The sequence below is a fragment of the Streptomyces sp. NPDC057743 genome (genome assembly GCF_042798755.1).
Lineage (GTDB): Bacteria > Actinomycetota > Actinomycetes > Streptomycetales > Streptomycetaceae > Streptomyces.
Genome location: NZ_JBHVJX010000019.1, coordinates 46382 through 59370, shown reverse-complemented (window position 1 = coordinate 59370; position 12989 = coordinate 46382). Strand labels below are relative to the sequence as shown.

The window sequence follows — 12989 nt, the reverse complement described above, 5'->3', positions numbered from 1 at the left end:
GGGACCGTTCGTTCGAGTGAGCGGTCCCAGGGAGGGCACGCAGCGTGAGCGTCGACGAGAGCCAGGAACGCCAGACCGGACGGTCCCCGGACCACCCCCGCCGCCCCGCGCCCGCCGGGCAGCTCGACGGCCAGTGGGAGGGGCTCGCCGAACAGGCCCGGGCCCTGGCCGACGGTGCGGTCACCGCCACCGCCCTGGTCCGCCGCTCCCTGGAGCGCATCGCGGCCACCCAGGACACCGTCAACGCCTTCCGCCGGGTCCGCGCCGAGGCGGCGCTGGCCGAGGCCGCGGAGGCGGACCGCCGGCTCGCGGCCGGGGAGCGGGCGCCGCTGCTCGGCGTGCCGATCGCGGTCAAGGACGACACCGATGTGGCCGGCGAGCCCACCGCGTTCGGCTGCGCCGGGGAGTTCCCCCTCAAGCAGCACGACGCCGAGGTGGTGCGGCGGCTGCGCGCGGCCGGCGCGGTCATCGTCGGCAAGACCAACGCCTGCGAGCTGGGCCAGTGGCCGTTCACCGAGGGCCCGGCGTTCGGCCAGACCCGCAACCCCTGGAACCTCGCGCACACCCCCGGTGGCTCCTCCGGCGGTTCGGCCGCCGCGGTCGCCGCCGGGCTGGTGCCGGCCGCGCTGGGCACCGACGGCGCCGGCTCGGTCCGAATCCCCGCCGCCTGGTCCCACCTCGTCGGCATCAAACCGCAGCGCGGTCGGATCTCGACCTGGCCGGAGGCCGAGGCGTTCCAAGGCATCACCGGCATCGGCCCGTTGGCCCGCACCGTCGAGGACGCCGCGCTGCTGCTGGACGTCGCCAGCGGCAACCACGCCGGGGACCTGCACCGGCCGCCGGCCATCGCGGCCCGCGAGGCCGCCCGCCGGGACCCCGGACGGCTGCGGATCGCGCTGTCCTGGAAGGCCGCCACCACCTTCACCCGCAAACCGCTCCACCCCGACGTGCGGGCCGCGGTGACCGCCCTCGCCCGCACCCTGGCCGGCCTCGGCCACCTCGTCGAGGAGGCCGAACCGGACTACGGGCTGGTCGGGTTGGCCTTCGTCCCGCGCGCCACCGCCGGGGTCGGCGAGTGGGCCGCCCGGGTCCCCGACCCCCGGCTGCTGGACCGCCGCACCCAGGGGGCGGCGCGGATGGGACGGCTGCTCGGCGGGCCGCCACTGCGCCGCGCCCGGGCCGCCGAGCGGGGCCAACGCCAGCGCATCGGGGCGCTGTTCGGCCGCTACGACGTGCTGCTGACGCCGACCACCGCGACCCCGCCGCTGCGCATCGGCGCCCTCGCCGGGCTCAGCGGCTGGGAGACCGACAAGGCCATGATCGCGGCCTGCCCCTACGCCTGGCCGTGGAACGTGCTCGGCTGGCCCGGCATCAGCGTCCCGGCCGGCTTCAGCGCGGCCGGGCTGCCGCTGGGTGCCCAACTCCTGGGCCCGGCACACGGCGAGCCGCGGCTGATCTCGTTGGCCGCCCAGCTCCAGGACGCGTTGCAGTGGCACCGGCGGCGCCCCGACGGGCACCTGTCCCCGGCCGACGGCGTCAGCCCAGAAGGCCGATGAGCGCCTCCGTGGTGTCGGTCTCGCCGAGCCGCGGGAAGATCCGCCGCACGCTGTTGTGGTGCGCGTCCGCGTCCAGGTCGGTCACCGCGTCCACGGCGACGGTGACGTGGTAGCCGTGCTCGTGCGCGGCGCGGGCACTGGACTCCACGCCGATGCTGGTGGCGATCCCGGCGAAGACGACCTGGGTGACCCCGCGGCGCCGCAACTCCGCGTCCAGGTCGGTGTCGTGGAACGCCCCCCACCGCCGCTTGGTGACGCGGAGGTCGCCGGGCTGCGCGCCCAGTTCGGGGACCAGCTCGGCCCAGTCGGCCGGCGGGGTGCCGCCGCGGCCGCCGGCCTCGGTGCGGCCCGGGGCGCCCCCGGTGACGTTCACCAGGACGACCGGCAGCCCGTGGGCGCGGAAGGCCGCGGCGAGTTGGGCGCCGCGGGCCACGATCTCGGCGGCCGGGTGGATGGTGGGCAGCGCGGTGATGCCCTTCTGGAGGTCGATCAGGACCAGTGCGGTGGTGGCGTCCAGGGTGGTTGCGGGCACGGTAACTCCTCGGTGGGGTAAGGGGGTTGAGGGTTGGTTCAGCCGAGGGTGCGGGCGCCCGTGGTGCCGAGCGTCCGGTCGGCGAGGGTGAGCACCAGCAGCAGTACGCCGAGCGCCGCGCCGGGCAGCGCGATGGCGTGCAGGCCCGGGTCGGTGGCGCGCTGGCCGTAGAGCAGGCCGATGAGGCTGGAGGCGGTGATCGCGCCGAGGTACTGGGCGGTGCGCTGGAGGCCGGCGGCCGCGCCCACGCCGTCGGCCGGCGCCTGGGCGTAGACCGCGGCCTGGTTGCCGGTGGAGGCCAGCCCCTGCGGGATGCCGAACAGCGCGCCCGCGACGAGCAGGAGCGGCAGCGGGCTGGTGTCGCGCAGCAGCAGAAAGAGCGCGCTGCCGGCGGTCAGGCAGAGCGCGGCGACGGTCAGCGGGGCGCGGATGCCCCGGGTCCGGGCGCCGGCGAGCGAGCAGAGCGCGGCCGCACCGGACATCGGCAGCATCACCAGCCCGGCGTGGAAGGACGAGAAGCCGTGCGCCTGTTCCAGCCACTGGCTGAAGCCGTACAGCACGCAGTAGATGACCAGGTAGGTCAGGCCGTGTCGGAGGTAGGTCAGCACCAGCGCGCGATTGCGGGCCAACATCCGCAGGTCGATGAAGGGTTGGGGGTGGCGCAGCTGCCACCACACCAGGACGGCGGTCAGCGCCGCGGTCGGCGCGAGCAACGGCCACTGCGGGGCGTCGAGCCGGAGCAGGAAGAACATCGCGCAGGTCAGTGCGGAGGCGAAGAGCGCGATGCCGAACGGGTCGAGGGAGCCTTGGGGCGCGGCGTCGGGGCCGTCGGCGGCGGTCGCCGCCAGGGTGTCCCGGTCGGCCGGGAGCCAGAGCAGCGCGCCGGCCAGGGCCAGCAGCGCCAGCGGAACGTTGACCGCGAAGACCGCCCGCCAGCCGGCGGTCGCGGCGAGCAGCCCGCCGAGGGTGGGGCCGACCGCCGCACTGGCCAGCGCGGCCAGCGAGATCCGCCCGAGCACGGCGCGCGGCGTGGGCCGTCCCACCCGGCGCGACTCGGCGCGCAGCATCGCCATCGCCGCCGGGTACGCGGCCGCGGTGCCCACGCCGAGGACGATCCGGGAGACGATCAGCAGCGCGAACGTCGGGGCCAGCGCGCCGAGCAGGCCCGCCGCGCAGACCGCCACGGTGCCGGCGACGAAGACCCGGCGCGGCCCGAACCGGTCCGCGACCCGGCCCAGCGAGGGCTGCCCCACGGCGCTGGCGAGATACATCGCCGAGATCAACCAGGCGGTGTCGGCGGGGCCGACGCGGAAGTCCCGGCCGATGGCCACCAACGCGGTGGCGATCATCGTGGAGTTGATGGGGTTGAGGAGCGACCCCAGCAGTAGCGGGGTCATCAGACGGGCGCCGAAACCGTTCTCGCCGGTGGGGAGTTGGGACGGTTCGGTGGTCGGGGCGGCGGAGCGGTCCGGGGCGTCGGGGCTGCTCATTCCCCGATCAGCCGCCGTATCAGCGCGGTCGCCTCGGCCAGCGTCCGCTGCTCGTCGGCGGTCAACTGCTCGGCGATGGCCACCGCGAGCCAGTCGTTCTTGGCGGCCCGGACGTCCGCGAGGACCCGGTGGCCCCCCTCGGTGAGCGAGAAGACCACCTGACGGCCGTCGGTCGGATGCGGGCTGCGGGCGAGGATCCCGTGCTCCTCCAGCGCGCCGACGGTCACCCGCATCGACTGCGGACGCACCAGCTCGGCGCGGGCCAGCGCCGCGATGGTGGACGGTCCGTCGGCGTCGATCCGGGCGAGCACCGCGCGCTGCGTCGGGGTCAACTCGCCCTGTGGCGAGGCCGCGCGCAGCCGGCGCATCAGCAGGGACACGGTCGCGCCGAGGTCGGTGGCGATCCGTTTCTGGTCCTTGTCTGGCATGGCACCAGGCTAGGAGAATGACAGGGAAACTTGCAAGTAAGGCTTGCAAGTTTCCCTGTCGGAATGGTGGAGCGCTACGCGGGCCGCGGGTGGCGCGGTCGCCGCGCCCGGCCGGGAGATGGTCTTGCCAGGGTCACATACGGGGCTTACGGTCGCCTCCACACGCGTAGATCCGCGTGTTTGCAGGTCGACGCACCGACAAAGGAGCAGCCGATGTCCGATGTTGTGCGTGCCGCACTGGTCCAGGCGACCTGGACCGGCGACACCGAATCCATGATCGCGAAACACGAGGAGCACGCCAGGGCGGCGGCCGCGCAGGGCGCGAAGGTGATCGGATTCCAAGAGGTCTTCAACGCCCCGTACTTCTGCCAGGTCCAGGAGCCCGAGCACTACCGCTGGGCCGAGCCGGTGCCCGACGGGCCGACCGTGCGGCGGATGCAGGCGCTCGCCCGGGAGACCGGGATGGTGATCGTGGTCCCCGTCTTCGAGGTCGAGCAGTCCGGCTTCTACTACAACACCGCCGCCGTCATCGACGCCGACGGCACCGTCCTCGGCAAGTACCGCAAGCACCATATCCCGCAGGTCAAGGGCTTCTGGGAGAAGTACTACTTCCGCCCGGGCAACGCCGGCTGGCCGGTCTTCGACACCGCCGTCGGCCGGGTCGGCGTCTACATCTGCTACGACCGCCACTTCCCCGAGGGCTGGCGGCAGTTGGGCCTCAACGGCGCCCAGCTCGTCTACAACCCGTCGGCCACCTCGCGCGGCCTGTCCGGGTACCTGTGGAAGCTGGAGCAGCCCGCGGCGGCGGTCGCCAACGAGTACTTCGTCGCCGCGATCAACCGCGTCGGCGTCGAGGAGTACGGCGACAACGAGTTCTACGGCTCCAGCTACTTCGTCGACCCGCGCGGCCAGTTCGTCGGCGATCCGGCCAGCGACAGCAAGGAGGAACTGGTCGTCCGCGACCTGGACTTCGGGCTGATCGACGAGGTCCGCCAGCAGTGGGCCTTCTACCGCGACCGCCGGCCGGACGCCTACGAGGGGCTGATGCACCCGTGACGCGGGACGCCGACGAGCTGCACGCGCGCCACCAGGCGGTGCTGCCGTCCTGGCTGAGCCTCTACTACGAACGCCCGCTGGAGCTCACGCACGGCGAGGGCCGGCACGTCTGGGACGTCGAGGGCAACCGCTATCTCGACTTCTTCGGCGGCATCCTCACCACCATGACGGCGCACGCCCTGCCCGAGGTGACCAAGGCCATCGCCGAGCAGGCCGGCCGGATCGTGCACTCCTCCACGCTCTATCTCTCCCGCCCGATGGTCGAGTTGGCGGAGCGGATCGCCGCGCTCTCCGGCATCCCCGACGCCCGGGTCTTCTTCACCACCTCCGGCACCGAGGCCAACGACGCCGCGCTGCTGCTGGCCACCACCTACCGCCGGTCGAACCAGGTCCTGGCGATGCGCAACAGCTACCACGGCCGGTCGTTCTCCACCGTCGGCATCACCGGCAACCAGAGCTGGTCGCCCACCAGCCTCTCGCCGTTGCAGACCCTCTACGTCCACGGCGGGGTGCGCTCCCGGGGCCCCTACGCCGACCTCGGTGACGCGGAGTACATCGCGGCCTGCGTCGCGGACCTGGAGGACATGCTCCAGCAGACCGCCGGCGGCGTCGCCGCACTGATCGCCGAACCGGTGCAGGGCGTCGGCGGGTTCACCGCCCCGCCCGACGGGCTGTACGCGGCGTTTCGGGAGGTGCTGGCCCGGGAGGGCATCCTGTGGATCAGCGACGAGGTGCAGACCGGCTGGGGCCGCACCGGTGACCACTTCTGGGGCTGGCAGGCGCACGCCGACAACGGTCCGCCGGACCTGCTGACCTTCGCCAAGGGCATCGGCAACGGCATGTCCATCGGCGGAGTGGTGGCCCGCGCCGAGGTGATGAACTGCCTGCCAGCCAACTCCATTTCGACCTTCGGCGGCAGCCCGATCACCATGTCCGCGGGCCTGGCCAACCTCACCTACGTCCTGGAGCACGACCTCCAGGGCAACGCCCGACGGGTCGGCGGGCTGCTCATCGAGCGGCTGCGGGCGGTGGCGGCCGGCCTGGACGTGGTGCGGGAGGTGCGCGGGCGGGGCCTGATGATCGGGGTCGAGCTGGTCCGGCCGGGCACCGACGAGCGCTCGCCCGAGGCCGCCTCGCTGGCCCTGGAGGCGGCCCGGGAGCGCGGGTTGCTGGTCGGCAAGGGCGGCCAGGGCGGCAACTCGCTCCGCATCGGCCCGCCACTCACCCTCACCGTGGCCGAGGCCGAGGAGGGCGCGGAACTCCTCGCGGACGCCCTGCGGTGGGTGCAGGGGCGGTTGGTGGGCTAGGGCCTGTCCGATGGGTCGTGGTCGGGGCCGCAGCGGATCGCCGTCCGGTGCGGCCCCGTCGTGCGCGGTGCGTTTTTGACCGTCAGCCGGTCGGTGCGACATCCCCGTAACTGCGGCCCACCGCGGGGCCGTTGAGCCAGGCGGTGGCCTGGCCCTTGACGGTGTCGGAGCGGTAGACGCCCCACTTGTCGGTGACCCAGTCGGCGCGCAGCGTCGCCGCGGGGTACTGCTCCACGCCGCCGGGCAGCTTCTGGGCGGCGCCGTCGTGCCACAGCCGCACCCAGCCCTTGGCGGGGTCCTTGGAGACCTTGATGCCGATGACGAAGTCGTGCCAGGTGTTGAGGGCGAGCGGGGTGTGCCAGAGCCGGGTGGTCTTCAACTTCGGGTCGGCGTACTCCAGATCGACCAAGCCGTCCCCGCGGGCGCGCAGCGACAGCGGCGGGGTGGCGGCGCCCGAGCCGTAGTCCTTGAGCTGCCACAGGACCACCCAACCGCCCTTCTGCGTCGGCAGCGGGCCCCACATCGAGCGCCAGCCGATGTAGTAGACGTCGCCCTCCTTGGAGAAGCGCAGCGGCCCGTTGGCGGTGCGGTGGCCGCGGGTCTCCACCCGGACCCGGGTGGGGCCGTCGATCTTGTCGCCGGAGGTGTGGAGTTGGTAGGACTTCCCGTGCTTCCCGGTCGGGTCGTCGACGACCTTGACCGAGCCCGGCTTGGTCTCCACGCCCTCGAAGGCGGCGGTGCCCTTGGCCGGGTCGGCGCGCCACAGGGGGGCCGCGTGGTGGTCGGCGGCCGGGTGCGCGCCGCCGGGCCGGGCCGCGGACGGGGCCTGTTGGGCGGCCGCGGAACAGGCACCGGTCAGCGCGATACCGGCGACGAGGGCAACTCCCCACCGTATGCGGTGGGTTAGGGGGCGCTCCATGGGTGTACTCCCGACGTGGGGGGATGGGACGGGAGTTGAAAGTTAGGTTTGTTGCCAGTCGGCGTCAAGGGGGGGGTAGCGGGTGGCCGGTGCGCGGCGCATCGCGGGCCCCGGCGCTACTTCCGGGCGGCGGCCGCGCGCACCGCGCCGGCGACCTCGGTGAAGAAGCGGGAGTGGGCGCGCCGGCTCACCGGGGCCTCCGGGTTCCACGGCAACAGCCGGGCGCGCGCCTCGATGGCCCGCCAGTTCTCGTCCGCCCGCAGCGCCCCGATGCGGGCGGCGTTGACCCGCGCGTCGATCAGGACGACGTCCGGGGCGAGCGCGGCGGCCTCCGCCCAGCCGACCGTCGACCAGTTCGTCCCCGCGCCGGCCACCGGCTCCGGCAGCCTCACGCCGTGCTCGGCCAGCGCCCGCAGGTCGGGCCAGGTGCCCGGGCGGGCCAGGTGGACCTTGTCCGGGCCGGCCGGGGACAGCGCCACCACCCGGGGTTGCGCCGGGCCGGCGGTGGCCCGCCGCAGTTCGTCCTCCGCGGCGTCCAACTCCCGTGCCAGGGCGAGCGGTTCGCCGTGGCCGAGGGATCCGGCCAGCGCGGCGAAGCGCTCGCGCACCTCGGGCAGGCTGCGCCCCGGGCCGACCGCGACGGTGGCCACCGGGACCTGCTCCTCCAGCTCCTGCGCGGTCTTCGCGGCCAGTCCGTACAGGCTCTCGCCGTCGTAGGTCACCGCGACCACCAGGTCCGGGCGGTCCTCCAGCAGGGCGTCCGGGTGCAGCGCGGCGCCCGAGCCGAGGTAGCGGACCTCGGCCAGCGGCAGCTCACCTGCCTTGGCCGGGTCGGCCGACGCCCCGTCGTGCATCGACCCGAACAGGCCGACCGGCCGGATGCCGTGATCCCACAGCGTGGCCCCCGCCTGTATGTAGGCCACGATCCGTTCTGGCCGTTCTCCGGCCACCACCAGGCGCCCGCGGTCGTCGGAGAACTCCCACGGTGTGCTCTGCTCCATGACGCATCGCCTTTCCGGCGCCATCCGCGCTCCCTGACGCCTTGGGTGCCAAATGTGAAGGTGCGGTCCTGCGTTGACTTTCGATGTGGTGGGTCCGGGGACTGTTACCTGCCCATCCGGCAGCCCCGGAACCCCTCCCCAGCCTCCACCCGGTCCGGCCCCCGGCGCAGCCCGTTCGGCCACCCGGCCGACCGCCGCGACGAAACCAAGCCGGAGGCTGATCTTCCATCAGGCCCTTGCCGTGACGGGTGACATGCTTCTACGGTGTCTGCTTCCCGTCCGGAATCTACGGGTGTAGACCAGCTTGTGACATGGCGTCAGTCAAGATGGAAGGGGACTGCTCGGGTATGACTCGCACCCTCATCACCGGCGGCCTGGTGATCACCGCCGCCGAGGAACTGCACGCGGACGTGCTGATCGAGAACGGACGGATCGAGGCGGTGGCGACGCCGGGCAGTCAGCGGTGGACCGCCGACCGCGTCCTGGACGCCTCGCACAAGTACGTCATCCCGGGCGGGATCGACGCCCACACCCACATGGAGATGCCGTTCGGCGGCACCTTCGCGTCCGACACCTTCGAGTCCGGCACCCGGGCGGCGGCCTGGGGCGGGACGACCACCATCATCGACTTCGCGGTGCAGTCCAAGGGCGCGGCACTGCGGGCCGGCCTGGACGCCTGGCACGCCAAGGCCGACGGCCAGTGCGCCATCGACTACGGCTTCCACATGATCGTCTCCGACGTCAACGCCTCGACGCTGGCGGAGATGGACGGGCTCGTCGGCGAGGGGGTGACCTCGTTCAAGCTGTTCATGGCGTACCCCGGGGTCTTCTACTCCGACGACGGGCAGATCCTGCGTGCCATGCAACGGGCCGCCGGCAACGGCGGGTTGGTCATGATGCACGCCGAGAACGGCATCGCCATCGACGTCCTGGTCGAGCAGGCGCTCCAGCGCGGCGAGAGAGACCCTCGATACCACGGCGAGGTCCGCAAGGCGCTGTTGGAGTCCGAGGCCACCCACCGGGCGATCCGGCTGGCCCAGGTCGCCGGTGCGCCGCTGTACGTCGTGCACGTGTCGGCGCAGGAGGCCGTCGCCGAACTGGCCCGGGCCCGCGCCGAGGAGCTGCCGGTCTTCGGCGAGACCTGCCCGCAGTACCTCTTCCTGTCGACGGACAACCTCGCCGAGCCCGACTTCGAGGGCGCCAAGTACGTGTGCAGCACGCCGCTGCGCCCCAAGGAGCACCAGGCGGCGCTCTGGCGCGGCCTGCGCACCGACGACCTCCAGGTGGTCTCCACCGACCACTGCCCGTTCTGCTTCGTGGGCCAGAAGGAGCTCGGCCGCGGCGACTTCTCCAAGATCCCCAACGGGATGCCGGGCGTCGAGCACCGGATGGACCTGCTCCACCAGGCCGTCGTCGACGGGCACCTCTCGCGCCGCCGCTGGATCGAGATCGCCTGCGCGGCGCCGGCCCGGATGTTCGGCCTCTACCCGCGCAAGGGCACCCTCGCGCCGGGCGCCGACGCCGATGTCGTCATCTACGACCCGCGCGCCGAGCACACCCTCTCGGCCGCCACCCACCACATGAACGTCGACTACTCGGCCTACGAGGGCAAGCGCCTGACCGGGGGAGTGGAGACGGTCCTCTCGCGCGGCGAACTCGTCATCGACCGAAGGGAGTTCACGGGCCGTGCCGGGCACGGCGTGTACGTCCCGCGCGGCACCTGTCAATACCTGAACTGAGGAACCAAGGGGCATCACCATGGATTTCGGACTCGTCCTGCAGACCGACCCGCCCGCCTCCGAGGTCGTCCGCCTCATGCAGCGCGCGGAGGCGGGGGGCTTCACCTATGGCTGGACGTTCGACTCGTGCGTCCTGTGGCAGGAGCCGTTCGTCATCTACAGCCGCATCCTCGCCGAGACCAGCCGTCTCACCGTCGGCCCGATGGTGACGAACCCCAGCACCCGCGCCTGGGAGGTGACCGCCTCCACCTTCGCCACCCTCAACGACATGTACGGCAACCGCACCGTGTGCGGCATCGGCCGGGGCGACTCCGCGATGCGGGTGGCGGGCCGCAAGCCCAACACCCTCGCCAGGATCAGCGCGGCCATCAGGATCATCCGGGCGCTGGGGCGCGGCGACGAGGCGGACATCGGCGGCGGCACCGTCGTCCGCTTCCCCTGGGTGCGCGAGGGCGCCCAACTGCCCGTCTGGATGGCCGCGTACGGCCCCAAGGCGCTGAAGATGACCGGGGAGGAGGCCGACGGCTTCATCCTCCAGCTCGCCGACCCGTTCCTCACCGAGTGGATGATCAAGGCGGTCCGGGACGCCGCCGTGGTGGCCGGCCGCGACCCGTCCGACGTCAAGATCTGCGTCTCCGCCCCCGCCTACGTCACCGCCGACGACTCGCCCGAGGCGCTCGACCACGCCCGCCAGCAGTGCCGTTGGTTCGGTGGCATGGTCGGCAACCACGTCGCCGACCTGGTCTCCACCTACGGCGCCGACTCGGGCCTGGTCCCGCACGAGCTGACGGACTACATCAAGGCCCGCGACGGCTACGACTACGCCCACCACGGCCGCACCGACAACCCCGACACCGCCTTCGTCCCCGACGGGATCGTGGACCGTTTCTGCCTGATCGGCCCGCCCGCCGCGCACGTCGAAAAGCTGAACCGGCTGCGGGAGTTGGGCGTCGACCAGTTCGCGCTCTACGCGATGCACGACGCGAAGGAGACGGTGATCGACGCCTATGCGCGGGAGGTCATCCCGGCCGTGAACGGCTGAGCCGCGGACCGCGGCCCGGGGGTGGCGGTGCGGAGCCGGGGGACGGCGATGGCCGTCACCAGGAGCCCGGCCCGCGCCAGCCACCGCCCGTCGAACCCCGGCAGCCGGGCGCCGTTCACCTCGGGCCCGGGCACCAGCAGCCGGGCTCGGAAGGTGCCGGCCGCCGGATCGACGGTGACCTCGGCCTCCTCGAAGTCCAGCCACCGGTGGGTCAGCGGGAACCACGCCTTGTAGACGCTCTCCTTGGCGCTGAAGACCAGCCGGTCCCAGTGGATCTCCGGGCGCATCGCGGCGAGTTGGGCGACATGGGTCCGTTCGGCGGGGCGGAGCACGGTCTCTGCGACGCCGTTGCCGGGCAGCGGGCCGTTCGGCTCGGCGTCCAGGCCGACGGTGGCCAGCTCGGTGGCGCGGGCCAGCGCGGCCGCCCGGTATCCCCGGCAGTGCGTCATGCTGCCCACCAGCCCGTCCGGCCAGCGCGGGGCGCCGCGTTGGCCGGGCAGGATCGGCACCGGGTCGTGGCCGAGCCGGGCCAGTGCCTCGCGCGCGCAGGCCCGCACGGTGGCGAACTCCGCGCGGCGCCCGGCGACCGCCCGCTCGACCAGGGCGGCCTCCTGCGGGAACAGTCGGGGCGGCGGATCGGCGTCGCCGAACGCCTCGGCGGTCTCGATCGGCGGGGGCAGCAACTCGGATATCACGGCTATCACGGCGTCCTCTCGGGGTGTCCAGGCGCCGACACCGGGAGCGGGCCGGTCAGCACGCGGTTCGGGCGGCCGGGCGACCGACCATGACCCATCAGACAGACCCTAGCCCCGCACCCGGCAACCCCGCCTGAGAGTACGGGCGTTGACCGCCCCCTGACTGTGCCCCTCCGATGCCCGGAAAAGTTAGGGGTTGTGTGCGCCCGCCCGGCACCGGCAGGCTCCTGACGGACCGCTCGTTCCCATGGGGGAGCCGCCCCACGCGAGCGGGCACGAAAGGACGACGCCAGGTGAGCGCGAACCCCACCGACACCAGCCCGTGGATCCGCCGGTTCCACCCTGCTGACGGCGCGCGGGCCAGGCTGTTGTGCCTGCCGCACGCCGGCGGCTCCGCGCCGTTCTACTTCCCCGTCTCCAGGGCGCTCTCGCCCGACGTCGACGTGCTCGCCGTGCAGTACCCGGGACGGCAGGACCGCCGTCACGAGCCGTGCATCGACTCGCTGCCCGCGCTCGCCGACGCGCTGGTGGAGGAGGTACTGCCGTGGGCCGACCGGCCGTTGGCGGTGTTCGGGCACAGCATGGGCGCCACCCTCGGCTTCGAGGTGGCGCGCCGCCTGGAGAGCCGGGGCACGGTGCCGCTGGTGCTGTTCGCCTCCGGCCGGCGGGCGCCGTCCAGGCACCGCGACGAGAGCGTCCACCTGCGGGACGACGACGGGATGATCGCCGAACTGCGGGCGCTGAACGGCACGGACGCGGAGGTGTTCGGCGACGAGGAGCTGCTGCGCCTCGTCCTGCCCGCCATCCGCGGCGACTACCGGGCCGTCGAGACCTACCGCTACACCCCCGGCCCGAAGCTCGCCGCCCCCATCCAGGCGCACACCGGCCTCGACGACCCCCGGGCGAGCCTGGACGAGGTGCGGGACTGGGAGCTGCACACCGAGGGCTCCTTCGACCTGCACACCTACCCCGGCGGCCACTTCTACCTCAACGCGCAGGCGCCGTCGGTCATTTCGACGGTGGCGAAAACGATTTCCGGGCTGCTCGACGCCCGGTAGTTCGGCGCGGGCGCCGCGTTGATGCTCTCGTTATTCGCCCGGACTGGAAATTCTCGTGGTGCACCGAATACCATCCAGGCCGGCGTGAGTGTTTTCCGCGCCCTGGGTATTTTCGTGTGAGCGGTGGGGTTAATTGTGGCTACTGGACAAGTAATTCGTTTCGACG

Annotated in this window: 12 protein-coding genes; 6 read left to right on the top strand and 6 right to left on the bottom strand. The window is 73.0% G+C overall.

Going from position 1 to position 12989, the window contains the following annotated elements; translation table 11 throughout:
• Positions 1-44 precede the first annotated feature (44 nt).
• Positions 45-1556 (top strand): amidase, encoded by a 1512-nt coding sequence (locus ACFVFQ_RS22360; RefSeq protein ID WP_383418734.1) that lies wholly within the window; start codon positions 45-47, stop codon positions 1554-1556.
• Here ACFVFQ_RS22360 and ACFVFQ_RS22355 read toward each other — a convergent pair.
• The 3 genes from ACFVFQ_RS22355 to ACFVFQ_RS22345 are packed head-to-tail and all read right to left on the bottom strand — an operon-like array spanning position 1537 to position 4006.
• Complete coding sequence (locus ACFVFQ_RS22355) at positions 1537-2088, bottom strand: isochorismatase family protein (RefSeq protein ID WP_383418732.1); 552 nt, start codon at positions 2086-2088, stop codon at positions 1537-1539. The genes ACFVFQ_RS22360 and ACFVFQ_RS22355 overlap by 20 nt on opposite strands.
• Before the next feature lie 38 nt (positions 2089-2126).
• A complete protein-coding gene (locus ACFVFQ_RS22350) occupies positions 2127-3578 on the bottom strand; it encodes an MFS transporter (protein ID WP_383418730.1) in 1452 nt (483 codons plus the stop codon).
• A complete protein-coding gene (locus ACFVFQ_RS22345) occupies positions 3575-4006 on the bottom strand; it encodes a MarR family winged helix-turn-helix transcriptional regulator (protein WP_274912478.1) in 432 nt (143 codons plus the stop codon). The genes ACFVFQ_RS22350 and ACFVFQ_RS22345 overlap by 4 nt, the downstream gene beginning before the upstream one ends.
• 213 nt (positions 4007-4219) lie before the next feature.
• On the opposite strand from ACFVFQ_RS22345, the gene ACFVFQ_RS22340 reads away from it, so the two are divergent.
• Positions 4220-5062, top strand: a complete 843-nt coding sequence (locus ACFVFQ_RS22340; protein WP_383418727.1) for a nitrilase-related carbon-nitrogen hydrolase — start codon at positions 4220-4222, stop codon at positions 5060-5062.
• The gene (locus ACFVFQ_RS22335) at positions 5059-6369 is read left to right on the top strand and encodes an aspartate aminotransferase family protein (RefSeq protein WP_383418725.1); all 1311 of its coding nucleotides are present in this window, start codon (positions 5059-5061) and stop codon (positions 6367-6369) included. The genes ACFVFQ_RS22340 and ACFVFQ_RS22335 overlap by 4 nt, the downstream gene beginning before the upstream one ends.
• An 82-nt stretch (positions 6370-6451) precedes the next feature.
• On the opposite strand, the gene ACFVFQ_RS22330 is transcribed toward ACFVFQ_RS22335, so the two are convergent.
• Both ACFVFQ_RS22330 and ACFVFQ_RS22325 read right to left on the bottom strand, forming a co-directional pair.
• Entirely contained in the window at positions 6452-7288 is an 837-nt protein-coding gene (locus ACFVFQ_RS22330) for a heparin lyase I family protein (RefSeq protein WP_383418723.1), read from the bottom strand.
• A gap of 116 nt (positions 7289-7404) precedes the next feature.
• Complete coding sequence (locus tag ACFVFQ_RS22325) at positions 7405-8289, bottom strand: ABC transporter substrate-binding protein (protein ID WP_383418722.1); 885 nt, start codon at positions 8287-8289, stop codon at positions 7405-7407.
• A 347-nt stretch (positions 8290-8636) separates the two neighbouring features.
• Between ACFVFQ_RS22325 and hydA the strand changes: the two genes are divergently transcribed.
• Positions 8637-10028: a dihydropyrimidinase gene (gene hydA, locus ACFVFQ_RS22320; protein ID WP_383418720.1), complete on the top strand. Its 1392-nt coding sequence runs from the start codon at positions 8637-8639 to the stop codon at positions 10026-10028.
• Positions 10029-10047: 19 nt separating this feature from the next.
• Positions 10048-11070: a TIGR03842 family LLM class F420-dependent oxidoreductase gene (locus ACFVFQ_RS22315; protein ID WP_383418718.1), complete on the top strand. Its 1023-nt coding sequence runs from the start codon at positions 10048-10050 to the stop codon at positions 11068-11070.
• Here ACFVFQ_RS22315 and ACFVFQ_RS22310 read toward each other — a convergent pair.
• The gene (locus ACFVFQ_RS22310) at positions 11034-11765 is read right to left on the bottom strand and encodes a 4'-phosphopantetheinyl transferase (RefSeq protein ID WP_383418952.1); all 732 of its coding nucleotides are present in this window, start codon (positions 11763-11765) and stop codon (positions 11034-11036) included. The genes ACFVFQ_RS22315 and ACFVFQ_RS22310 overlap by 37 nt on opposite strands.
• Positions 11766-12058: 293 nt before the next feature.
• Between ACFVFQ_RS22310 and ACFVFQ_RS22305 the strand changes: the two genes are divergently transcribed.
• Positions 12059-12823 (top strand): thioesterase II family protein, encoded by a 765-nt coding sequence (locus tag ACFVFQ_RS22305; protein ID WP_383418716.1) that lies wholly within the window; start codon positions 12059-12061, stop codon positions 12821-12823.
• The last annotated feature ends 166 nt before the right edge of the window (positions 12824-12989 follow it).